Genomic DNA, 22,100 nt, shown 5'->3' on the forward strand with positions numbered 1-22,100 from the left:
ACGAGCCGGAGGACCACCGTGCGCCGACCGACCTGGACCGGCTGCGCGCTGGCCGTGCTCCTGGCGGCCCTCGCCCACCTGGTGGCGGTGCCGGCGGCGTCCGCCGCGGATCACCATCGCTGGCGCGGCTTCGCCATCACCGCGTTCGCGGGCACTGCCGCCGGCGGCTGGATCGGCGGCTACCGGGTCGATGGCGGTGTGCTGCACCGGATCGACCCGCAGCGCACGGCACCGACCGGCCGCCTCGGCGAGCTGACCTGGACCGATCGGGTCGGCAGCGGGACGCGGGCCGCCCATCGTGCGGCGTGGGTCCTGTCCAAGTACGGCGCCGCCCGCGACCCGGAGAGCCGCGACCGAACGAACGTCCAGGCCGCCGCGGTCGACGCGGCGGTCCTGCACCTGCTCCGGGGCAAGGGGTGGCGGATCGGCGGGACGAAGGGGCCAGACGGATCGCGCAGGCCGACTACTCATCCCTGGTACGTCGCTGGGCCAAGACCTTCGTCCGCCAGTCGGGTCGCCTGGCCGGTCCCTACCGGGTGGACGTGACCACCAACCGGCCGGTCGTCGGGGGAGACACGACCGTCGTGGTCGAGGTGCTCTCCGCGCGCGGGCGCCCGGTGGAGAATCTGCCGGTGGAGCTCAGCTACGAGGGAGCCGAGGCCGTCCACGCGCTGACCGGTGCCACCGGCCGGGTGCAGGCTGCCTGGGCCGCAGGTGCCGCCGGGGAACGGAAGGTGCGCGCGACGGTCCGGCGGCTTCCGACGACGTACCTCGGCGTCCGGGTCCCGGCGAGCGGGTCGCGGGTCGCGGTCGCCGGACGTCGTACCGTGCGCGAGGGCACCGCCCGCGTGATCGTCCGGGCGAGACCCCAGGTCACCGCGATCCCGGCCGCACAGACGCGCGCTGCCGGCCGACCGTTCAAGGTGTGGCTGACGACGTCGGGCACCGGGCACGCGACCAAGGCACTGGTGCGCGCCACCCTGTACGGCCCCTTCCCATCGGCGGCGGACTCGTCGTGCGCGGGGGAGAAGGTGGCACTGAGCCGCCGCGCGATGATCGTCGGCGACGACCGCGTCCGCGTGCGCAGGATCAGCCTGCGTGCCGGCGTCTACCGATGGAAGGTCATCCGCCCGGATGACGCCTGGAACACGGCGCGCACCACGTGCACGAGACCACTTCGGGTCGTCCGCCGCTGACGCGACGGCCGCGCAACGGTTCGGTGAGATCGCGCTGATCAGTCCCGGTACATGCTCGGCAGCGACCGCGAGGGCGGCTCCCGCCGCGCCGCCCGGAGACCCTCCTTGAGGTCGACGAGGTCGCCGCGCAGCAGGACCGTCCCGGTCTGGCGTTCGGCGAACGACCGTTCGGCACCGACCCGGTTGAAGGCAAGGCAGAGGATCGAGCGGACGAGTGCGCGCGCGGTCCCGACGGCGCGGCGGTCGAACTCATCGACCAGGCTGACCGAGAGCCAGTGCATACCGATGCTGCGGCCGCGGCCGGCCAGCACGCCACCGTTCAGTACCAGCACACCAACGCCCATCAGGACGCCGAGGACCACCAAGGTCGGCGCGGCCCAACCGGGCCAGCCGGTGGCGCCGAACCCGGTCGCGATCCCGGTCAGGAAGCCCGGGAGGAAGGCCACCACCATCAGCAGGTTGTCGGTGAGCACCACGCCGAACCGCTGCCACCCCGAAACCGTCGGACTCCCCACCTGTCCGAGACTAAACGCGTCGTCGGGGGACCACCACCGCTCGACCGAGTATGGTCCATCGTCGTGGCCGATCTGTCCGGGCAGGGCGACTTCGCCGTCCGGCTCGACTGGGGACCCACCGGAGCGAGAGCCACCGAGGCCGACGTCTCCGTCGTCGTCGACGTGCTCAGCTTCTCGACGTCGGTGACGGTCGCCGTCGAGCGCGGCATGCGGGTCCTCCCGTGCCCGTGGCGGTCGGCCCGAGCGCAGGAGTACGCCGACGAGCAGCGCGCGGTGCTGGCCAGGGGTCGCCTCGAAGCCGCCGTGGACGGCGCACAGCGGGTGCCGTCGCTCTCGCCGGCAAGTCTGCTCGCCTGCGAACCGTACCCGCGCCTCGTGCTGCCCTCGCCGAACGGCTCGGCCATCGCGGCCGCGCTGCTGGAGCGCGGGGCACGCGTCGCTGCCGGCTGTCTGCGCAACGCCCGCGCCGTCGCCGAATGGCTGGCTCAGGTGCTCGCAACCGGGAGGTCGGTGGCTGTGATCGCGGCCGGCGAGCGCTGGAGCCAGGACGACTCACTCCGCCCGGCGCTGGAGGACCATCTGGGCGCCGGCGCGATCCTGTCCGAGCTCGCCGCGCTGGCCGGTCACGCCGGCTTGAGCCCGGAGGCCCGTGCGGCAGCCGACCTGTTCGAGGTTGGTCGCGACGGACTTCACCAGCGCATGCGCGACTGCGTCGGCGGTCGCGAGCTGATCGGCAAGGGGTACGCGGACGACGTCGAGGTGGCAGCCGACCTCGACGCCTCGCCGGTGGTCCCGGTGCTCGTCGACGGCGCTTTCGAGCACCGGGCGACGACTCCGGTCGTCTCCTGATTCGCCGGGTCTGCCGGCAACGGGCTCGAGCGCAGACTGCGGCGGCCCGATCCCCCGCACCGACACCTCGACGCCTCGTCGCTGGACCGCCGTACCTTGCACACGTACGAGCCGTTCGACTACGCCGGGCACCGCTACGACATCCAGACGGTCGCCGCGGACCTCGAGTTCGTCGGATTGCGCCGGTCGGTCGAGGCTGCGAGGGCAGCCGGCCACACCCTGAGCGGCGTCGAGGGGATGTTCATGGGGGAGTTGCGGGACACCATCGTCAAACGGCCTCGCGGCATCCACCACAACACCAGGGCGGGGATGTCCGAGGCGGTCTGCGCCTGCGGACTGATCGTCCCCGCCGACGTACCTCTGGACCGGGCGACCGGCCACCTCGACGACCAACGGTGGGAGCCGGTGCGCACCCTGCTGATCAGCTTCTCCGACGACTGGTGGCACGAAGGTCTCCCGTGCCGCGCTTACTGCCAAGGCTGCGGCTGGCTGGGGGTGGACGCGCCGTACGCCGAAGCAGAGCTAGCACGGCTGGCGCACGCCTGTGAGGTGCCTGAGTGAGCGGAGGCCGTTGCCGCGGGGCTTTGCGATCGGTGGACAGGACAGCCACGATCACCAGGTGTCACCTGTGATCCTCCGACCTCGGCTTCCTGCTGACCTTCCAGCGCTGGCCCGGGTGCTGCGGGAACAGCAGCCGGCGACCCGGTATCCCTTCCGGGACCCGCTGCCCGTCTCCGTCGAGACGTTCCTGCATGCCGAGGATGCGTTGGCAGCGTGGACCGCCGAGGTCGACGGAAGGCCGGTCGGCCACGTTTGCAGGACGGGACCGCCCTCCGGTTTCACCGATGCGACGACGCTGAACGAGGCCTGCGCGCGTGCTCATGGTTGCGAGGTCGCAGAGCTCGGCTGGGTCAACACGCTGTTCGTCGGCAGTGACATGCGTGGGCGTGGGATCGGGCGCCTGCTGCTCGACACTGTGGTCGCTGACATCCAGGCCACCGGATTGCGCCCTTGCCTCGAGGTGCTGCCTGTCCATCCGGCCGCGCTGGCGCTCTACCGCGGGTCCGGCTGGTCGGAGGTGCTCAGCCTGCGGCCGGACTGGCTGCGACACGTGTCTGGCGACGACGGACCTGACGTCGTCGTGATGGCTTTGATTGATAGCCGATAAGTGACATTATGTCATGTCACCGACAGATCCACCGCACGGCAGCCGCTATCCCTTAGCCTCGATCCACCGATGAGCAGGGGCTGTTGAGCGCGTCGTGAAGTGAGAATGCCCTTACGTGGCGGGAGAATCTGAGTTCTTCAGGCAAAGATTCGACCGACGCGGAAGGGCATCTCGTAGGTGCGACTCTCTCACACTCTTGGTCGGACGTCGGTGGCGTTCGATGATCCGAATCTCGTGTCGTCGACCGGCCTTGTGCCGGTGTTGGCGTTGGCCGATCTGGCAGGGCTGCGGGAGCTAGCTGATGAGCACCTCACGGTCCCGACCGACAAGGGCGCGAACGCCGGGTTGAAGGTCGCCTCGCTGGTGGGCGGGATGGTCGCGGGCGCGGACTCGATCGAGGACATGGCCCTGCTGCGACACGGAGGAATGGGGCGAGTCTTCGCCCGCGCCTACGCCCCCTCGACGTTGGGATCGTTCCTCCGCTCATTCACCTTCGGCCACGTCCGCCAGCTCGACGCGATCGCCTCGCGGTTCCTGATCGCGCTCGCCGGACTCACCCGCCTCCTGGGACCGCCTGCCACGGTCGAGTTCGACCAGTCGGGATACGCGTTGCTCGATGTTGACGACACCATCATCGAGGTCCATGGCCACGCCAAGCAGGGCGCCGGGTTCGGCTACTCCGGGGTGCGTGGCATCAACGCGCTGCTCGCAACCCTGACAACCGTTGGCAGTGCGCCGGTGGTCGTGGCTCAACGACTCCGCAAGGGCTCGACCGGCTCGCCACGCGGTGCGAAGCGGCTGGTCGGCGACGCGGTGCGGACCGCGCGGCGACTGCTCAAGAGGGTCGGCAAGACCCAGCCGATCCTGGTGCGGATGGACTCCGCGTTCTACGGCCGGGGGCCAGTCCACGCTGCGCTGGCTGGCGGCGCCCAGGTGTCGGTCACCGTGCGGATGGACAAGGCAGTCAAGAAGGCGATCACCGCCATCGACGATGACGCGTGGAGGACCATCGAGTACACCGACGCCGTGTTCGACGAGGCCACCGGCCGGTGGGTCTCTCGTGCCGAGGTTGCCGAGATTCCGTTCACCGCGTTCGCCGCACAGAAGAAGACCGACCAGGTGCCGGGACGGCTCGTGGTGCGGCGGATTCCGGACTTCAACGCCGAGAAGAACAAGGCCGCCGGTCAGGACACCCTGTTCGACGTGTGGCGTTTCCACGCCTTCTTCACCACCGCCGACCCTCAAGTCCTGGACACCGTCGCGGTGGACAAGACCCATCGCGGGCACGCGGTCATCGAGCAGGTCCACGCCGACCTGAAGAACTCCGCCCTGGCCCACCTGCCCTCAGGGGTGTTCAACGCCAACGCCGCCTGGCTGGTGTTCGCGGTCATCGCGTTCAACCTCACCCGAGCCGCCGGCACCCTCGCCGCACCAGACCTCGCGAAGGCGACCACCGCGACGCTGCGCCACAAGCTGATCACCGTGCCCGCCCGTGTGGCGACCTCGGCCCGCCGGATCACTCTGCATCTCCCGACGGCCTGGCCCTGGGAGACCGCTTGGACGGCATTGTTCGACCGGGTCAGCGACCCGCCGTCCCTCCTCGCGGCCTGACCACCCAGCAGCCCAGCTGCGCGACCCGAAGACCACGTGGAACACCCCGGACAAACGAGGTCCGGCAGATCACAACGCCCCCACACCACTCATCAGCGGCCGAACACGATCACCCGACCGTCACCAGGTCCATCGGTGGATTGGGGCTTAGATCCCGCAGACCCCGCACAATGGCCGTGTGCCGTCACGTCCCTCGCGAGCAAGCGCCCTCATCGCCGCCGTCGCCCTGGCGGTACTCACCGCGGGCTGTGGTGCGGAGGGCGCCGAAGGCGGATCGGGACGCTCGGCGTTCGAGCAGCAGCTCATCGCGATGCCGGGTGTCGTCGACGCCAGCGTCGAGCGCGAGGCGTTCGACACCGACTACTGGGGTGAGACGATCGTCGTCGACATGGATCTCGACGCGACGGCGCCGGAGGTCACCGCCGTCCTCGACGCATTCATCGACCGAGCCCGCTCCCAGGACGGCGCCCCGCAGGACGCGCACGTGACGCTGGGCGCCGGCACCACGGACTCCGAGGGCGACGACTACGAACCTGAGGCACCGCCGATGGCCACCCCCGCCAATCGGAAGACCGGCAACCTCCGTGTGGCCCGGCAGCTCGTGGCGGCGACCGCCGCGTTCCCGGGCGCCAACGTCACGGTCACCGCCAGCGAATGGGCCGCGACCGCGCGTGCGGACGGTGACGACCCACGTCCGGTGATCGACCGCATGATCGCGGCCGTCCGTGGCGACGACCTGCTCTCCCGGACGACGACCTTCGCACTGACCGCCTACGCAGGCCCCGAGTTCGACGAACGCTCGGTCCAGCTCAGCCCTTTCGACGGCCTCACCCCCGCGATGGTGGACCACTGGCACGACCTCTCCCCTCACCTCGACGCGCCGGAGTTCCGCTCCCTCTGGCTCACCCCCGAGTGGATCGACCTGTACGTGCGTGCCGGTGCGGACGTCAGGCCGGCGACCCTGACCACCGCGGCGTACGGCGACGCCTTGTGGCCGATGCTGCACGCCGCGCTCGACACGCTCGCCGAGATGCCGGAGCCGACGACCTTCACCGCCACCAACGAGTGGGACTACGACGTGCCTGAGGTGGGCGCGGGCTACCGCGAGGACGAGTTCCTCCGGATCCGGCACCAGCGGCGCCCCGCTCCCGACCGCCACGGCCGCACCTGGAACGCGGAGGCCGGCGACTACCTGGCGTCCGCCACCCGCTGAGCCGGCGTCGTCACCGCTTCACAGGAAGTCGGCACGCGCCCGCAGGAACTCGGCGAGGTAAGGGATGGTGAACCGCAGGTAGCCACGCCTGCTCGGCTCCACGACGCCGGCGACGATCAGGCGCGAGCGGTAGCGCGAGACGTAGCCGTGATCGCGCCCCAGCCGCTGCTCGATGTCGGCGATCGCGGACTCGCCGCGATCGACCGCCATCGCCGCGATGAACTGCCGGTCGGTCTCGGACAGGTCGTTGACCGCCGGCTCGTGGAGGGCGAAGCCCGCCTCGCGGATGGCATCGCGCACCCCGCGCTCGACGTGGTCGGCGGTGATCGTGGGCGCCCCCGGCTCCTGGCGCCACGCCCGGTCGCCGATCACCTGCACCAGGTAGGGATACCCCTGCGTCGCCGCGGCCATCGTGCTCACCTCGGCGTCGTCGACGCCCCGACCGTGCTCGAGGATCGGCACCCGCAGCGCCTCCTCGGCCGCGACCGGACTGAGCGGCTCGAGCACGAAACGCCGTGCACGGCGCAGGAAGGTGGAGACATCGGCCGTCAGCAGGTCCTGCACCGCTGCGGGCAGACCCGCCGCTGCGAACGCGACCGGCCGCTCCTCCCGGAACGCATGCTGTACGACGGCCGCCAGTTGCGCCACGTCATCGCGTGCGCTGCGGGCGTGCACCTCGTCCAACGTGATCATGATCCCGGTCCCGTGCTCGTCGAGCGCGTCGGTGAGGGCGTTCAGCTGCCGTCGCAGGCCGCCGGGTCCGCGCTCCTCGGGCAGTTCGAGCTCCACTCCCCCCAGCCCCGCCGGCAGCGAGATGCCACTCACCCGCGGACGCGAGGCGGGCGCCTGGCGCAGCAGGTCGGCGAGCTCGGGAAGTCCGTCCGCCGTCATCCGGTCGAGCAGGCCGGTGGTGGCCGTCTCCGAGATCACCAGCCAGCTCCGCTCGCGGGCCAGCGCCTCGGCCTCGTTGAGCACGACGGTCTTGCCGATCCCCCGGTTTCCGGTGATCAGGGCTGCCCGCCCCGCGGAGCCGGGTGGGCCGTCGAGCGCGTCGGCGAGCTCGTCGAGCACGGCATCGCGGCCGACCACCAGGGGCGGGTTCGAGCCGAAGGACGGCCGGAAGGGGCTACGCGCGCTCACCCCTGCAATGCTTCATCATGTTTCATCAAAGAGCAAGAGCGTGTATCGACTTTCATCATTCGATCGCCGGCACACGGTTCGACGGCGCTCGACTCCTCAGGCGTCCTCGACCTCGGTGACACCTTCGTAGAGGCCCACGCTGTTGCCGTCGAGATCGGTGAAGATCGCCCACCAGCTGGTGTCGCTGATGGGCGACTTGTCCATCGCCACCGTGCCTCCGGCGGCGACCACCTTCGCCAGCGTCTCCTCGATCGAGTCGACCTCGACGTAGGACCGCGGCTGGGTGAAGCCCTCGGAGCGTGGCGCCAGTCCGCCGCCGCTGATCTTGTTCGGCGCCTGCCACATCGGGTAGTCCTCGAACCCCGGCGGCGCCGCGATCTCCCAGCCGAACAGATCGGCGTAGAAGCCCTTCGCCCGCTCCATGTCGGTGACCGGGATGTCGATGTGGGTGATGTCTCCGTGCGGCATGGACGCTCCCGAGGTGTGGACGGCAGGGCTTTCCATCCTCGGCCAGGGTCGCATCATGGGCAACCCCCAGCGCGGTCTCAGCCTCCGCCGGCCAGGGCGACCATCTCGTCGTTGGCAGCACGCCAGTGCTCGACCATGGTCATGCCGCCGTGCCCGTCCCCTCGACCACCACGAGCCGAGCCCCCGGCCACCGCCGCTGCAGCTCCCACGCGGTGACGACCGGCGACGAGACGTCGCGGCGTCCGTGGACCAGCACTGCGGGGATGTCGGCGAGCGTGGCCATCCCCTCCAGCAGCGGCGGGTCGCAGAAGCAGTCGTTACTCCAGTAGTGCGTGGCGAGTCGGACGAAGGCGTGCCGGAAGGCAGGGTCGTCCCAGCGGGGGTCGCGGTGCACACCGCCGGTCGCGATCGACACGTGGGTGTCCTCCCACCGTGCCCATTCCCAGGTGGCCCGGTCCCGTACTCCGGGGTCCGGGGACGCCATCATCCGGGCATAGGCAGCGACCAGGCTGTCCTCGCCCCGCCGAAAGCCGGGGTCGCACCGTTCGGCGTACCAGGCGAACCGGTCCCAGGCCTCGGGGAAGATCGCACCGATTCCCTCGGTGATCCAGTCGGTCTCGCGTCGACTCCCGGCCGTCACGGCGTAGACCACCACGCCGGTCACCCGGTCCGGGTGCGCCTGGGTGTAGGCGAGGGCCAGCGTCGATCCCCAGGAGACCCCGTTGACGATCCAGGCATCCACGCCGAGGTGCTCACGGAGACGCTCGATGTCCGCGACCAGGTGCGCCGTGGTGTTCACCGAGAGGTCCGTCGACGGGTCGGAGGCGTGCGGGGTGGAGCGCCCACAGCCGCGCTGCTCGAACCCGATCACCCGCGTCCGGGCGAGATCGAACCTGTGCCGGTAGGTGCTCGCGCCCAGGCCCCGCCAGGGCCTCCGTGCAGATAGACCGCGGGCACACCCGCGTCATCGCCCCACTCCTCCCAGTGGATCCGCTGCCCGTCCCCCACGTCCAGCCGCCCGTGCCGCCGCGGCCGCTCGCTGCTCGTCACCCGACCATCACACACCTCGTCCGCACGAACCTCCAACAGCGGCCTTGTGCACCGTGCCCAACCAGCCTTGCGCCCCAGGACTGTGACGGTGGACACGTCCGTGGCCCTAGCGTCCGGATCACGTGGCCGGTCCGCGGCCACCTGACGAAGGAGCATCACGTGCGACAACTGGCAATCCGACTCGGCGCGATTGCTGCGGCCCTGACCCTGCCCCTGGCAGGACTGGTCGCCAGTCCTGCTCAGGCCGACGGTTACGAACGCGGCCCCGATCCCACCCCCACCCGCCTACTCGGCAACGGCTCGTTCTCGGTGAGCACCACCTCGGTCTCCTCACTGGTGCTCGGCTTCGGTGGCGGCACGATCTACTACCCGACCAGCACCTCCGAGGGGACCTTCGGCGGCGTGGTCCTCTCCCCCGGCTTCACCGCCACCTCGGGGTCGTACGCCGGCGTGGCCCGACGTGTCGCCTCCCACGGCTTCGTGGTGTTGGTCATCGACACCAACACCATCTACGACCAGCCCGACAGCCGCGGTCGCCAGATCCTCGACGCCGTCGACTACCTGACCGAGGACGCGCCGAGCGCGGTGGCCAGCCGGCTCGACGAGAGCCGGATCGCCGTCTCGGGTCACTCCATGGGTGGGGGTGGCACGCTCTACGCCGCCGACAACCGCACCAGCGTGATCAAGACGGCGGTCGCCCTGCAGCCGTGGCACACCGACAAGACCTGGCCCGGCGTCGACATCCCGACGATGATCATCGGTGCCGAGAACGACGCGATCGCGCCGGTCTCCTCGCACTCGATCCCGTTCTACGCCAGCCTCTCCGGCGCTCCGGAGAAGGCGTACGGCGAGGTCAACAACGCCGGTCACCTGATCGCCAACACCAACGACGACTGGCAGGGACGGCTCTTCGTCTCGTGGCTCAAGCGATACCTGGACGAGGACCTGCGCTACGAGGCGTTCCTCTGCCCCGCGCCCTCCTCGATCTCGCTGTCGGACTACCGGGACACCTGCCCCGGCTGATCGTCGGCTGACCACACGGGCCGCCGGGAGTCTCGACCCCCGGCGGCCCGTCCGGTGAGTTGTCTCACCCGCGCCGCTCACGACGGCGCGTCCGGTTTGGGTCCGCGGCCCCGACTCGGCACGGTGGACGGATGCGGTTCGACATGATGGACGTCCTCACCACGGCTGCGGTCGCGCTCGGGGCGGCGGTCGCGGTGATCGTGGCGCTGCGGTTCGGGATGGCTCTGCTGGCGCGCCGCTGGCATCCTGCGGCCACCTTGGAGCGTCGTGCCCGAGTCCCGTTCACGGTGCTGGTGCTGATGGTGGCGCTCAACCCGGTGGTCGCCGAGCTGCGACCCGGTGACGACCTGCCCGGGTGGAGTGCCGCGGCACTGGCCGCCCGGATCCTCGCCATCGTGGCGACCGGCTGGGTGCTGACGGTGGTGACCGTCTTCCTGGTCGACCTCGCCTTGATGCGCAACTCCGACCAGATCGAGCGCGCCGACAACCGGGCGGCTCGCCGGTTGCGGACGCAGGTGCTGCTGCTGCGGCGGCTGGTCTGGGCGGTGGGCGTCGTACTCACGATCGGCGCCGTGCTGCTCAGCTTCCCCGGCGTCGAGTCCTTCGGGGCCAGTGTGCTGGCCTCGGCCGGTGTGATCAGCATCGTGGCCGGCCTCGCGGCCACCTCGGTCCTCGGCAACGTCTTCGCCGGCCTGCAGCTGGCGTTCAGCGACGCGATCCGGATGGGCGACGCGGTCATCGTCGAGGAGGAGTGGGGGCTGATCGAGGAGATCACCCTCACCTACGTCGTGGTCCACCTCTGGGACGAGCGTCGGCTGGTGCTGCCGTCCAGCTACTTCACCACCACCCCGTTCCAGAACTGGACGCGGGAGACCCCCGAGCTGATGGGTGCCGTGGAGCTCGACCTCGACTGGCGTGCCGACATCACCGCGATGCGGACCGAGCTGGACCGGGTGCTGGCCGAGACCGACCTGTGGGACGGCCGGGTCAAGGTCGTCCAGGTCACCGACGCCGTCGGCGGCTACGTGCGGGTCCGCGCCCTGGTCAGCGCCGCGGACGCCGGCAACCTCTTCGACCTGCGCTGCCTGGTGCGCGAGCACCTGGTCGCCTGGGTCCGCGAGAACGCCGACCGCGGCATGCCGCGCACCCGCACCGAGCTGGTCGAGGCGCCGCGCACGCCGATGGCCCGGACCACCGAGGGCTCCCGCGGGCTGTTCCACGGCGACGCCGCCGCCGAGGAGCGGGCCGCCCGGATGACCCAGGAGATCGACCTCGACGAGGTCGACGACCTGGCCGCGGAGGCCGAACCCGCACGGGAGCCCGCGTCCGTCCGGGGCTGAACCTACGATCGCCCCATGACAGCGCGCGCAGGCATCGTCGTCACCGGCACCGAGGTGCTCACCGGACGCGTCGCGGACGCGAACGGCCCCTGGCTCGTCGAGGAGCTGCGGACCAGGGGTGTCGATGTCGGCCAGCTGGTCGTCGTCGGCGACCGTCCGCCCGACCTCGCCGCCGCCCTGCGCTACCTGGCACCGCAGCACGACCTGGTGATCACCACCGGCGGCCTGGGGCCGACGGCCGATGACCTCACCGCGGCCGTGGTGGCGCAGGTGCAGCAGCGCCCGATGGCGCCGGACCCCGATCTCGAGGCGCGGATCCAGCAGTTCGTCGACCGGCTGTACGCCGTCCGCGGCTGGGACACGGACCGCGACGACGTACGCGCGGGCGTGCGCAAGCAGGCGCTGGTGCCGACCGGCGCCACCGCGCTAGAGCCGATCGGGACGGCTCCGGGCCTGGTGGTGCCGGCGCCCGCGGACGCCCCCGGTCCCCCGGTCCTGGTGCTGCCGGGGCCTCCGTCGGAGCTGCGGTCGATGTGGCCGGCCGCGATGAGCGACCCTCGGGTCGTCGCCGCGCTGAGCGGAGCGGAGCCGCTGCGCCAGTCCACGGTGCGGGTGTGGGGGCCGCCGGAGGCCGAGCTGGCCGCCGTCCTCCGCGGCCACGAGACCGAGCACGACACGTCCGGCCTCGAGATCACCACCTGCCTGCGCGACGGGGAGCTGGAGATCGTCACCCGTCACCCGGCCGACGGCGCCGCCGCCTACGCCGCGCTCGAGGCGACGCTGACGTCGGCGTTCGGCAACCGCGTCTTCAGCACCGACGGCCGCAGCGTCGACGAGATCGTCGCCGACCTGCTGGTGGTCTCCGAGGCCACCGTCTCGACCGCCGAGTCGTGCACGGCCGGCCTGGTCGCCGCCCGCCTGGCCGACCTTCCCGGCTCCTCCCGTTATCTGGCCGGCGGCTTCGTCACCTACGCCAACGAGGCGAAGACGGAGGCCGTGGGCGTCCCGCCGGCCCTGCTCGCCTCCGTGGGAGCGGTCAGCCGCGAGGTCGCCGTCGCCATGGCGGAGGGCGCCCGCCGGCGCACCGGTACGACGTACGGCCTGTCCACCACCGGTGTCGCAGGCCCCGACGGTGGGACGCCGGAGAAGCCGGTCGGTCTGGTGCACGTGGCGGTGGCCGGTCCCGATCGCACCTGGCACCGGGAGCTGCGGCTGGGTGGCGGCCGCGACCTGATCCGCTCGCGCAGCGTCACCTGCGTGCTGCACCTGCTGCGCGAGGTGCTGGCCACGACCTGAACCGGCGCGACACCGCTGCGGCATCACTCTGAGGTGTCACTCTGAGGTGTCACACTGAGGTGTCACTCCGGGGCGTCGCTCGGGGGCGTCAGCGTGCGGCGCGGGCCCGCTCCTCGCCGGCCTCGATCTCGGCCATCAGGTCCACCACGTAGCGCGCGAAGTCGATCTGGATCGTGTGCCGGGGCGTGGCGTAGTACTGCTCGAGGTGGGCGTCCTCGTCGGCCTTCGTGATCAGCTCCTGCTCGGCGACCTCCGGCAGCACGTAGTCGCCGACCAGCAGGCGGGCGAGCAGCTTGGACTGCTGCTCGGCCAGGTTCACGATGGTCGGGGAGGACTGCGCCAGGCCCAGGTAGAACAGGTGGTCCACCCCCGGCTTGATCATCCGCTTGAACAACGGGTAGCGGTGCTCGTCGTCCGGGTGCAGGTCGGCCTCGGTGTCGGCGAAGAACGGGAACGACATCTCGTAGCCGGTGGCGCAGATGATCACGTCGGCCTCGACCGTGGCGCCGTCGGCCAGGTGGACGGTGTGACCGTCGAGGCGGGTGATCTCGGGCAGCATGTGGATGTCGCCGGATCCGGCGCGGGTGAGGAAGTCGGCACTCACCGAGGGGTGTGCGGCGAGCGGCTCGTGGTCCGGGTCGGGCAGACCGTAGTTGCTCATCTCCCCCACCAGCTCCCGGATCAGCTTGCGGGAGGCCTCCAGCGCCACGGCCTTCGGGATGTCCGGTGGCGCCATCACCTTGTCCGCGGCGACCCCGTTGCGATACTTCGGGAGCACCCAGACGCCGCGGCGGGCCGAGACGTAGAGCTTCTCGGCCATCCACCGGTTGGAGAGCTCGGAGGCGATGTCCATCGCGGAGTTGCCCATTCCGACCACGATCACGCGCTTGCCGCGGATCTCCACGGGATCGAACGGGTTGACGTAGGCGTGGCTGTGGATGAGGTCGCCCGCGAACTCCCCCGGGTAGTCCGGCAGCCGCGGCTTCCAGTGGTGTCCGTTGGCCACCACCAGGTCGGTGTAGTGGCGGGTCTCCCCCGTCGAGAGCGTGAGCTCCCAGCCGTCACCGCTGCGCGCCGCGCGGGTGACCTCGGTATTGAACTCGATCCGGTCACCGAGCCCGAACTCGTCCACGTAGGCACGGAAGTAGTCGTGGATCAGGGTGTGGTGCGGGAAGTCCGGGTAGTCCGCGGGCGCGGGGAAGTCCTCGAACTCCAGCCGCTTCGTCGAGGTGTCGATGTGCAGCGACTCGTAGACCGCGGAGCGCCCGTTGGGATTGCCGAAGTACCAGTTGCCGCCGATGTCGTCGCTCATCTCGAACTGGTCGTAGGCGATGCCGTAGTCGGCGAGCCGCTTGGCCGTGGTGATCCCGGAGCACCCGGCGCCGATGATCGCGACGTGCGGCGCGGGGACCGTGCCAGCAGCGGAGTTCGCGGCGGAGCTCGGTGCGGTGCTCACAGGGCCTCCAGGCAGGCGAGGGCGGTGCGGACGTAGCCGTCGGTGCGCGGCGAGGAGAGCATGTGCTCGGCGAGCTGGTTGGGCGCGTAGGCGATCGTGGCCCGCCGGTCGAGGTCGTTGACCACGATCGCTCCGCCGTACCCGGTCCACCAGCACACCCGGCCCTCGCCGACCGCGGGCGCCGACGGGGTCGGCAGTCCGTAGCCGATGCCGAAGGTCACCGGCAGCATCAGCAGCTGGTCCGGCCCCGACGCCTGGACCTCGAAGATCCGGTCCAGGGTCTGCGGCGAGAGGAGCCGCACCCCGTCCAGCTCACCGCCGTGGGAGACCACGGCCTGGGCCCGTGCGATGCCGCGCGCCGTGCCGTGGCCACCGGCCCCACCGACCTGCCCCCGGCGCCAGTCCGCCTCGTTGCACCTCTTGGGCGTGAGCAGCGGGTTGGCGATGGTGCGCAGCAGGAACGAGTCCGACGGCAGCTGGCTGTAGTCGACCGCCGACTGCGGCGGTGAGAGCAGGTCGGCGCACCGTGCGAGATCGGCCTCCGGCACCCCGAGCAGGAACTCGGCTCCGAGTGGGGCCAGCACCTCGGACTGGAGCACCTCCGCGACGCCCTGACCGGTTGCGCCGCGGACGATGCCGTCGACGAGATGACCGTGCGCCACGATCTGGTACGCCGACGCCGACCCGGGCTCGTACCACGGGGCCTCGGCGGCCAGGAGTGCCTCCGCGCCGACCAGGTCGAGGGCGTCCTCGACACCGACCTGCGGCGTCCACCCGGGCACCCCGCTGGTGTGACCGAGCACGTGCCGCACCAGCACGCCCTCCTTGCCCGCGGCCCCGAACTCCGGCCAGTACTTCGCGACCGGCGCGTCCAGGTCGATCTCGCCACGGTCGGCGAGGACCAGCGCGGTCAGCCCGACCATCGCCTTGGTCACCGACCAGACCTGGACCACGGTGTCGGCCTGCCACGGCACTCCGGGACGGGCCTCACCGCCCCAGAGGTCCGCCACGAGCTCGCCGTCGTGGACCACCGCGACCGAGGCACCCACATCCGCGCCGGAGTCGAGGTTGCGCGCGAGCTCCTCGCGCAGGGGCAGGAACGCTGGGCTGCAATCTCCGTCGACCACCCGGCGACCATAGAACGTGTTCTACGTCACCGGCTAGGGGTGGATCCGGGATTCAGACGGACGCGACGTACTCGTCGCGCAGCCTGCCCTTGACCATCTTCCCGGTCGGCGTGCGGGGCAGCTCGTCGCGGAAGATCACCTCGCGCGGGATCTTGAAGTGGGCGATCCGCTCCCGCGCGTAGGCGATGAGCTCGGCGGCGAGCGTCTCGTCCGCCGCGGTGCCCTCGGCGGGCTGCACGAAGGCGACCACCCGCTCCCCCATCTCCTCGTCGGGGACGCCGATCACGGCGATGTCGTGCACCGCGGGGTGCAGCGTCAGCAGGTCCTCGACCTCCTGCGGGTAGATGTTCACCCCGCCGCTGATGATCATGAACGCCTTGCGGTCGGTCAGGTAGAGGAACCCGTCCTCGTCGAGGTAGCCGAGGTCGCCGACCGTGGTCCAGTTCGGGTGCGCCGGGTGCTGGGTGCTCGCGGTCTTCTGCGGGTCCTTGTGATAGCTGAACGACGGCCCGTCGTGCTCGGCCCGCTCGAAGTAGATCGTGCCGACCTCTCCGGTGCCGACCTCGGTGCCGTCCTCGGCGCACACGTGCGGCACACCGAGCAGCGGCACCCCCACCGAGCCGGGGTGGGCGAGCCACTGCTCGGAGTCGATCATGGTCGCGCCGTTGGCCTCGGTGGAGGCGTAGTACTCGTAGATCACCGGTCCGAACCAGTCGATCATCCGCTGCTTGACCTGCACCGGGCACGGGGCGGCGGCGTGGATCACGTAGCGCAGGCTGGAGACGTCGTACCGCGCCCGGGTCGCGTCGGGGAGCTTGAGCATCCGGACGAACATCGTCGGGACGCACTGGGTGTGCGTGACGCCGAACCGCTCGACCGCGTCGAGGAACAGCTCCGCGTCGAACTTCTCCATCATCACCAGGGTGCCGCCCAGGGCGTGCACCACGCCGCCGTACCGCAGCGGCGCGGCGTGGTAGACGGGCGCCGGGGAGAGATAGACGGTCTCCTCGGTGAAGGCGTAGAGGCCACCGAAGATCGTCACGTAGGGATAGCCCGGCTCGTCCACCGCGTAGTCGGGCAGCGGCAGCTTGATCCCCTTCGGACGTCCAGTGGTGCCGGAGGAGTAGAGCAGGTCGTCGCCGTGGGGCTGCTCGGGCAGCGGTGTCGCGCCCGCCGTCGCCAGGGCGGCCTCGTAGTCGGCATGGCCCGGCACCGCTCCCCCGTAGGCCAGCCGATCGGCGACGTCGACCTCGAGGGCGGCGACCAGGTCGCGCTTCGCCGCGGAGACCACCAGCGCCTTCGCGTCGCAGTCGCCGATGATGTACGACGCCTCCGCCGCGCTCAGGTTGTGGTTGACCGCGGTGATGTAGAGACCCGAGCGCAACGCCGCCCAGTAGACCTCGTAGGTCTCCGGCGTGTTGTCGCTCAGCAGCGCCACCACGTCACCGCGCCGGAGACCGGCTGCGCGCAGGTGGTTGGCCAGCCGCAGACTGCGTTCGTCGAGCTCGGCGTAGGTCAGGCGACGTCCCGAACCGGCCATCACCAGCGCGACGCGATCGGGGTCCTCGGCTGCCCAGGTTCCGGGGTACATGGCACCACTGTGACACCACTCACAACGAAATCCCAACGTTTGTTCGGATCAGTGGTGGGAGTGCCGTCCTCAGAGCTCGCGGAGCCGGGGCAGCACCTCCTCGACGACGCGCCCGGTCCAGGCCTCCGGGTCGTCGCCGCGCGGCATCGCCACCGCCATCTCGACGCCGAGTCCGGCCAGCTCCTCCATCTCGCGCAGGAAAGCGTCGACGTCCCCGACCGGGTCGGACTGGGCCAGCACGGTCTTGCGGATCGCGGCGTAGTCACGGCCCACGTCGTCGCAGTGGGAGCGCAGCACCTCCAGCTTGCGACGTACCACCTCGGTGCCCTCGCCGAACAGGTTGCAGGCGCTGGCGTACTGCGCGACCAGGCGCAGGGTCTTCCGCTCCCCCGACCCGCCGATCATGATCGGGATCCGTGCCCGCACCGGCGGCGGGACGTTGACCGTCTCGGCCAGCTGGTAGTGCCGACCGGTGAAGGAGCCGTCGTCCGGTCCGGTCATCTGCCGGAAGATCCGCAGCGTCTCCTCGAGCCGTTCGAAGCGCTCCGCGGTCTCCGGGAAGGGCACTCCCAGCCCTTCGTGCTCCCGGTCGTACCACGCGGCGCCGATGCCGAGGAACGCCCGGCCCCGGACAGCACGTCGAGGGTGGTGACGATCTTCGCCAGCAGGCCGGGGTGGCGGTAGCTGACGCCGGTCACCAGCAGTCCGAGGTCGAGGCGCTCGGTGACGGCGGCGAGGTAGCCGAGGGTGGTGTAGCCCTCCAGCATCGGCTCCTCGGGCCCACCGAGCATCTCCATCTGGAAGTAGTGGTCCATCACGCTGAGCTGCCGGATCCCGCCGGCGTCGGCGAGGCGGGCGGTGCCGGTCAGCCGGTCGACCAGGCGGTCGCTCCAGTCGGGGTGGGAGAAGTTGGCGTAGTGGATACCGAGGTCCATGCCCCGACGCTACGCCGTCGTGGGATCGCTGCGTACCCTTCGGGACCATGCTCAAGCGCGCGCTCGCCGGCCTGCCGGCCCTCCTGCTCCTGGCCACCTTCTCCGCCTGCGGCGACGACTCCGGCGAGACCGAGACGGCCACCGACTCCGGGACCGACTCCGGGACCGACTCCGGGACCGACGCCGGGTCCGAGGCCGCGACCTGCACCTACGTCTCCGACGGCACCGGCGGCGACGTCGAGCTCCCGCCGGAGGAGCCGACCGTCGAGGGTGAGGTGGCCGTGGAGGTAACCTCCAGCGTCGGTGACTTCTCGATGAGCCTGGACGCGGACAGCGCGCCGTGCACGGTGAACTCGATGGTCTCCCTGATCGAGCAGGGCTTCTACGACGACACACCGTGCCACCGGCTGACCGTCGCGGAGGCCTTCAAGGTGCTCCAGTGCGGTGACCCGACGGGCACCGGCACCGGCGGTCCCGGCTACACCATCCCGGCCGAGTACGACGGCACCGAGACCTACCCGGCCGGCACCCTCGCGATGGCCCGGAGCCAGGACCCGGACTCCGGTGGCTCCCAGTTCTTCGTGGCCTACGGGAACACCTCGCTGCCGCCCGAGTACACCGTCTTCGGCACCATCGACCAGGACGGCATCGACGCGATCACCGAGGCCGCCGAGGCCGGTGTCGAGCCGCAGATGGGCCCTGAGGACGGCGCCCCGAAGACGCCGATCGACATCACCAGCATCACCCTGGGCTGAGCCGTCCCTCGACCTGGTCGGGGAAGTCGAGCCCGGTCAGGTCGACCGAGCGGCGCCACAGGGCGCGCGCGAGCACCGGGTCCTGGGCCCGGCGGGAACGCCGGGCCGGGCCGGGCCATCCCCACAGCTCGGTGATCCCGTGCGGTCCGGTGTAGCTGCCGCCGGGGACATCCGTCGTGGCGGCGTGGACGGTGTTGAGTGCACCGCGCCAGGCGGGCATGCCGACCAGGCGGTGGCCGAAACCGGCCACCGCGGTGATCCACGGGTGCCCGGTGCCGCGGGTGATCGCGCTGGCGGTGGCGCCGGGGTGCGCGCCGACCGCGCGCAGCGGGCTGCCCGCCGCGCGCAGACGCCGGTCGAGCTCGGCCAGGAACAGCAGGTCCGCGAGCTTGGAGTCCCCGTAGGCCTGGAACGCCCGGTAGGGGCGGCGCTGCCAACCGAGGTCGTCCAGATCGTCCAGGCGGCCGCCGCGGTGCTCGCGCGAACCGGTCACCACCACCCGGTCGGTGAGGTGCGGCAGCAGCAGGTTGGTCAGCACGTAGTGGCCGAGGTAGTTGGTGGCGAAGTGCATCTCCACGCCCTCGCGGGTCAGCCGGTGCGGTACGCCGAGCACGCCGGCGTTGTTGACCAGGACGTCGGCACCACCGACCTCGGCGACCAGCTCGCGGGCGAACCGGTGCACCGAGTCGAGGTCGGCGACGTCCAGCCGGCGCACCTGCACCCGTCCGAGGTCGTGCCCGGGCACGGTGCGCGCCGCGGCCTGGGCCTTCTCCACGCTGCGACAGGCCAGGACCAGGTGCGCGCCCCGGGACCCGAGGATCTGCGCGGCCGCGAGGCCCACGCCGCTGTTGGCTCCGGTGATCACGAACCGGCGGCCCGGTTGGGGCGGTACCGCGATCCGGGGACGGGTCCGCGAGCGCATGCGCGACAGCGTCGCACAGCGGCGGGCCGGTGGTGTGCCGAACGCCTCGGCGTGGCCAGCAGGTTTGTGTCGGGCGGGGCTGTTTGGATGGTTCGCATGGAGATCGTTCTGCTGCTCGTCGGCGTGCTGCTCGGCGCCGGGCTGGGCATCCTGCTCGGCCGTGTCACCCGCGCCGCCGACACCCGCGCCCACCAGGAGGCCCTGCGTGCCGCCGAGGCCGAGACCGAGCACCACCGCGTCGAGGTGGACCGGGTGCGCGCCGAGGCCGACCGGGAGCAGGAGCTCGCGGCCGTCCGTGCCGAGCACATCGCGACCGAGATCCGCGCCCAGGAGGCCGCCGCGCGAGCCGAGGTGGAGAGCCGGCTGGCCGCGGCGCTGGCATCGGTGGAGGAGATCCGCGGCTCCCTCGACGCCGCTCGCGCACAGCACCAGGAGTCGGTGCGCACCCAGCAGCACGCCCAGCAGCAGCGGGAGCGCACCGAGGGCGGCCACCAGCAGGTGCTCAAGACCCTGACCCCGGTGGTGGAGCAGCTGCGTGCCATGCAGCAGCGGGTGCACGACATGGAGGAGCAGCGGCACCGCCAGCACGGGGAGCTCGCCGAGCAGCTGCGCACCACCCAGCACACGGTGGCGGAGTCGAAGAAGGCGGCCGACACCCTCGCGCACGCCCTCAGCAACAACGCCGTGCGCGGCTTCTGGGGCGAGACCCAGCTGCGGACGCTGGTCGAGTCGGCAGGCCTGCTGGCCCGGGTCGACTTCGACACCCAGGCCTCGATCCAGGCGGACTCGGGGGCGCGTCGCCCGGACATGGTGATCAACCTGCCCGGCGGCAAGCAGATGGCGATCGATGCCAAGGCTCCCTACAACGCCTACATCGAGGCCTGCCGGTCCGACCTGCCCCCGGACCAGCGGCACCGCCACCTGGTGGAGCACGCCAAGAAGGTCCGCGGCCACGTGGACACGCTCGCCTCGAAGAGCTACTGGAGCGGACTGGCCGCGAGCCCGGAGTTCACCATCGCCTTCATCCCCAACGACCAGCTGCTCTCGGCCGCCCTCGAGGCCGACCCGTCACTGCTCGAGCACGCCTTCGGGAAGGGCATCGTGCTCGCCACGCCGGCCAACCTGTGGGCGATCCTGAAGACGGTGGCGTTCACCTGGCGCCAGGACGTGCTGACCGAGGACGCGCAGCGCCTCTTCGACCTCGGTCGCGAGCTCTACCGTCGGATCCAGACGATGGCGGAGCACGCGGAGAAGCTGCGCCGTTCGCTGGAGTCGACGATCAAGAGCTACAACGCGTTCGCCGGCTCCCTGGAGTCCCGCGTGCTGGTCACCGCGCGCAAGCTGGACCGGATGGACGAGTCCTCGGTGATCCCGGCACCGGCGACCATCGACGTGACGCCGCGGGCGCTGACCAGCGGTGACTTCGAGGCGATCGCCGACGCCGGGCGCCACGAGCTCTCCTTCGACCTGGGCCTCGACGAGCCGGTCGACGCCGAGATCGTGGACGACGAGCGCCGCACCGGCTGAGACCGTTCCGGCCGAGCCCGCACCGGTCACACGCCCGGAGGCGCCTGCACCGGGTTCTCGTCGCCACTGAGGTCGACCGTACGGCGCGAGTTCGCCACCGAGGTGACCGTCACCACCCCCAGCGGGCCGGTGCGGTCGAAGACCTCCGCGCTGCCGACGGCGACGCCATCCACCGCGACATGGTCGTTGGCGCGCAGCCCGATGCAGGTGCTGTCGGGACGACGTGCGAGCGCGAGGCTGATGTCGGTGTTGATGTACTCGATGCCGCCGCTCCCCCAGTTCGTCACCATGCTGGTGGCGTCGGCGGCCGACGCCACCGCCTGGAACGGGGTGATCTCCTCGCCGATCACGATCGGTACGGCGGTCTGCCAGGTGGCGTGGCGTCCGGCGTTCTGGTGGTCGCCGAAGTTCTGCGACCACGGGCGGTCGCTGCGGAAGAACGGCACGTGGTGGACGCCGGCAGGCGGCACCAGGTCGACGTCGGGCGGGGTCGCCCGGTCGTCGGTCGACCAGACCGCGCCGGCCGGGTTCGCCGACGCCCGCAGGAAGGTGCCGCTGGCACGGGCCACCACGCCATCGGCCTGCTCCACCACCGCGTCGACCAGCATCAGCCGTGGCCCCTCCCGCACCACGGTCGCCGACGCCGTCGTCGGCACCATCTTGGCCGGGCGGAACAGGTCGACCTGGTAGCGGGCGGGCACCAGGTCCGCGCGGCCCGCACCCTCGACCGTGCGTTCCAGTGCCCTGGCGAGCAGTCCGGAGACGGCCACCCCGTGCATCTGCTCGGTGCTCCAGAGACTCTGCGCCAGCGTCTCCGGGACGAAGGTGTCGCCCTCGACGACGAACCAGCCGAACTGCAACGTGTTCTCATCCACCCGCCCATGATGCCGGGTGGCCACCGGGAGAGGGACCGAGGGG

The 22,100-nt window shown here is 71.2% G+C and carries 21 protein-coding genes and 1 pseudogene; 12 read left to right on the plus strand and 10 right to left on the minus strand.

Annotation, left to right across the window (positions count from 1 at the left end):
• The first annotated feature begins 18 nt into the window (after window positions 1-18).
• Complete coding sequence (locus FIV43_RS05475) at window positions 19-546, plus strand: hypothetical protein (protein ID WP_181407689.1); 528 nt, start codon at window positions 19-21, stop codon at window positions 544-546.
• Complete coding sequence (locus FIV43_RS05480) at window positions 543-1,196, plus strand: hypothetical protein (RefSeq protein ID WP_141013323.1); 654 nt, start codon at window positions 543-545, stop codon at window positions 1,194-1,196. Before FIV43_RS05475 ends, FIV43_RS05480 begins: the two co-directional genes overlap by 4 nt.
• 38 nt (window positions 1,197-1,234) lie before the next feature.
• Here the strand turns inward: FIV43_RS05480 and FIV43_RS05485 are convergent, their stop codons facing one another.
• On the minus strand, window positions 1,235-1,711 hold the full coding sequence (locus FIV43_RS05485) for an RDD family protein (protein ID WP_231123742.1): 477 nt from the start codon (window positions 1,709-1,711) through the stop codon (window positions 1,235-1,237).
• Between the two features lie 63 nt (window positions 1,712-1,774).
• Here FIV43_RS05485 and FIV43_RS05490 point away from each other — a divergent pair, with 63 nt between their 5' ends.
• The 5 genes from FIV43_RS05490 (at window position 1,775) to FIV43_RS05510 (ending at window position 6,552) form a co-directional block, all read left to right on the plus strand.
• Window positions 1,775-2,560, plus strand: coding sequence for a 2-phosphosulfolactate phosphatase (locus FIV43_RS05490; RefSeq protein ID WP_231123744.1), 786 nt, complete (start codon window positions 1,775-1,777; stop codon window positions 2,558-2,560).
• 96 nt (window positions 2,561-2,656) lie between these two features.
• On the plus strand, window positions 2,657-3,121 hold the full coding sequence (locus FIV43_RS05495; RefSeq protein WP_141013325.1) for a hypothetical protein: 465 nt from the start codon (window positions 2,657-2,659) through the stop codon (window positions 3,119-3,121).
• 58 nt (window positions 3,122-3,179) lie between these two features.
• A complete protein-coding gene (locus FIV43_RS05500; RefSeq protein WP_181407691.1) occupies window positions 3,180-3,728 on the plus strand; it encodes a GNAT family N-acetyltransferase in 549 nt (182 codons plus the stop codon).
• Between the two features lie 177 nt (window positions 3,729-3,905).
• Window positions 3,906-5,339, plus strand: a complete 1,434-nt coding sequence (locus FIV43_RS05505) for an IS1380 family transposase (RefSeq protein ID WP_141013327.1) — start codon at window positions 3,906-3,908, stop codon at window positions 5,337-5,339.
• 178 nt (window positions 5,340-5,517) lie between these two features.
• Window positions 5,518-6,552: a hypothetical protein gene (locus FIV43_RS05510; protein ID WP_141013328.1), complete on the plus strand. Its 1,035-nt coding sequence runs from the start codon at window positions 5,518-5,520 to the stop codon at window positions 6,550-6,552.
• 18 nt (window positions 6,553-6,570) lie between these two features.
• Here FIV43_RS05510 and FIV43_RS05515 read toward each other — a convergent pair whose 3' ends face one another.
• From FIV43_RS05515 to FIV43_RS05525, 3 genes are all read right to left on the minus strand, one after another.
• Window positions 6,571-7,692 carry an ATP-binding protein gene (locus FIV43_RS05515; protein ID WP_141013329.1) on the minus strand — a complete coding sequence of 374 codons (1,122 nt, stop codon included), beginning with the start codon at window positions 7,690-7,692 and terminating at the stop codon, window positions 6,571-6,573.
• Between the two features lie 96 nt (window positions 7,693-7,788).
• Window positions 7,789-8,160: a VOC family protein gene (locus FIV43_RS05520; protein ID WP_141013330.1), complete on the minus strand. Its 372-nt coding sequence runs from the start codon at window positions 8,158-8,160 to the stop codon at window positions 7,789-7,791.
• Window positions 8,161-8,299: 139 nt separating this feature from the next.
• Window positions 8,300-9,031, minus strand: coding sequence for an alpha/beta fold hydrolase (locus FIV43_RS05525; RefSeq protein WP_231123746.1), 732 nt, complete (start codon window positions 9,029-9,031; stop codon window positions 8,300-8,302).
• 338 nt (window positions 9,032-9,369) lie between these two features.
• Between FIV43_RS05525 and FIV43_RS05530 the strand changes: the two genes are divergently transcribed.
• The 3 genes from FIV43_RS05530 (at window position 9,370) to FIV43_RS05540 (ending at window position 12,869) form a co-directional block, all read left to right on the plus strand.
• Complete coding sequence (locus FIV43_RS05530; protein WP_196780986.1) at window positions 9,370-10,233, plus strand: alpha/beta hydrolase family protein; 864 nt, start codon at window positions 9,370-9,372, stop codon at window positions 10,231-10,233.
• Window positions 10,234-10,364: 131 nt separating this feature from the next.
• Window positions 10,365-11,573, plus strand: coding sequence for a mechanosensitive ion channel family protein (locus tag FIV43_RS05535; RefSeq protein WP_196780987.1), 1,209 nt, complete (start codon window positions 10,365-10,367; stop codon window positions 11,571-11,573).
• 15 nt (window positions 11,574-11,588) lie between these two features.
• On the plus strand, window positions 11,589-12,869 hold the full coding sequence (locus tag FIV43_RS05540) for a competence/damage-inducible protein A (protein ID WP_141013331.1): 1,281 nt from the start codon (window positions 11,589-11,591) through the stop codon (window positions 12,867-12,869).
• 88 nt (window positions 12,870-12,957) lie between these two features.
• Here the strand turns inward: FIV43_RS05540 and FIV43_RS05545 are convergent, their stop codons facing one another.
• The 4 genes and pseudogenes from FIV43_RS05545 to FIV43_RS23700 all read right to left on the minus strand — a co-directional run bounded on the left by FIV43_RS05545 (window position 12,958) and on the right by FIV43_RS23700 (window position 17,978).
• Complete coding sequence (locus tag FIV43_RS05545) at window positions 12,958-14,325, minus strand: flavin-containing monooxygenase (RefSeq protein WP_141013332.1); 1,368 nt, start codon at window positions 14,323-14,325, stop codon at window positions 12,958-12,960.
• Window positions 14,322-15,452 (minus strand): serine hydrolase domain-containing protein, encoded by a 1,131-nt coding sequence (locus FIV43_RS05550; protein WP_141013333.1) that lies wholly within the window; start codon window positions 15,450-15,452, stop codon window positions 14,322-14,324. The genes FIV43_RS05545 and FIV43_RS05550 overlap by 4 nt, the downstream gene beginning before the upstream one ends.
• A 52-nt stretch (window positions 15,453-15,504) precedes the next feature.
• Entirely contained in the window at window positions 15,505-17,043 is a 1,539-nt protein-coding gene (locus FIV43_RS05555; protein ID WP_141013334.1) for an acyl-CoA synthetase, read from the minus strand.
• A 69-nt stretch (window positions 17,044-17,112) separates the two neighbouring features.
• Window positions 17,113-17,978: pseudogene (locus FIV43_RS23700) on the minus strand (LLM class F420-dependent oxidoreductase).
• Window positions 17,979-18,025: 47 nt separating this feature from the next.
• Here FIV43_RS23700 and FIV43_RS05565 point away from each other — a divergent pair.
• A complete protein-coding gene (locus tag FIV43_RS05565; RefSeq protein WP_141013335.1) occupies window positions 18,026-18,733 on the plus strand; it encodes a peptidylprolyl isomerase in 708 nt (235 codons plus the stop codon).
• On the opposite strand, the gene FIV43_RS05570 is transcribed toward FIV43_RS05565, so the two are convergent.
• A complete protein-coding gene (locus FIV43_RS05570) occupies window positions 18,720-19,655 on the minus strand; it encodes an SDR family NAD(P)-dependent oxidoreductase (protein ID WP_141013336.1) in 936 nt (311 codons plus the stop codon). The genes FIV43_RS05565 and FIV43_RS05570 overlap by 14 nt on opposite strands.
• Window positions 19,656-19,751: 96 nt before the next feature.
• On the opposite strand from FIV43_RS05570, the gene rmuC reads away from it, so the two are divergent.
• Window positions 19,752-21,182: a DNA recombination protein RmuC gene (gene rmuC / locus FIV43_RS05575; RefSeq protein ID WP_181407692.1), complete on the plus strand. Its 1,431-nt coding sequence runs from the start codon at window positions 19,752-19,754 to the stop codon at window positions 21,180-21,182.
• 26 nt (window positions 21,183-21,208) lie between these two features.
• Here rmuC and FIV43_RS05580 read toward each other — a convergent pair whose 3' ends face one another.
• Window positions 21,209-22,057, minus strand: coding sequence for an acyl-CoA thioesterase domain-containing protein (locus FIV43_RS05580; RefSeq protein WP_231123748.1), 849 nt, complete (start codon window positions 22,055-22,057; stop codon window positions 21,209-21,211).
• Window positions 22,058-22,100 lie beyond the last annotated feature (43 nt).

This window comes from Nocardioides sambongensis, from assembly GCF_006494815.1.
GTDB lineage: Bacteria > Actinomycetota > Actinomycetes > Propionibacteriales > Nocardioidaceae > Nocardioides > Nocardioides sambongensis.

Excerpts from the sequence above, each read along its gene's own strand:
- FIV43_RS05520 (WP_141013330.1), bottom strand. The coding sequence starts at position 8,160 with ATGCCGCACGGAGACATCACCCACATCGACATCCCGGTCACCGACATG.
- FIV43_RS05535 (WP_196780987.1), top strand. The coding sequence starts at position 10,365 with ATGCGGTTCGACATGATGGACGTCCTCACCACGGCTGCGGTCGCGCTC.
- FIV43_RS05540 (WP_141013331.1), top strand. The coding sequence starts at position 11,589 with ATGACAGCGCGCGCAGGCATCGTCGTCACCGGCACCGAGGTGCTCACC.
- FIV43_RS05555 (WP_141013334.1), bottom strand. The coding sequence starts at position 17,043 with ATGTACCCCGGAACCTGGGCAGCCGAGGACCCCGATCGCGTCGCGCTG.
- FIV43_RS05565 (WP_141013335.1), top strand. The coding sequence starts at position 18,026 with ATGCTCAAGCGCGCGCTCGCCGGCCTGCCGGCCCTCCTGCTCCTGGCC.
- FIV43_RS05570 (WP_141013336.1), bottom strand. The coding sequence starts at position 19,655 with ATGCGCTCGCGGACCCGTCCCCGGATCGCGGTACCGCCCCAACCGGGC.
- rmuC (WP_181407692.1), top strand. The coding sequence starts at position 19,752 with ATGGAGATCGTTCTGCTGCTCGTCGGCGTGCTGCTCGGCGCCGGGCTG.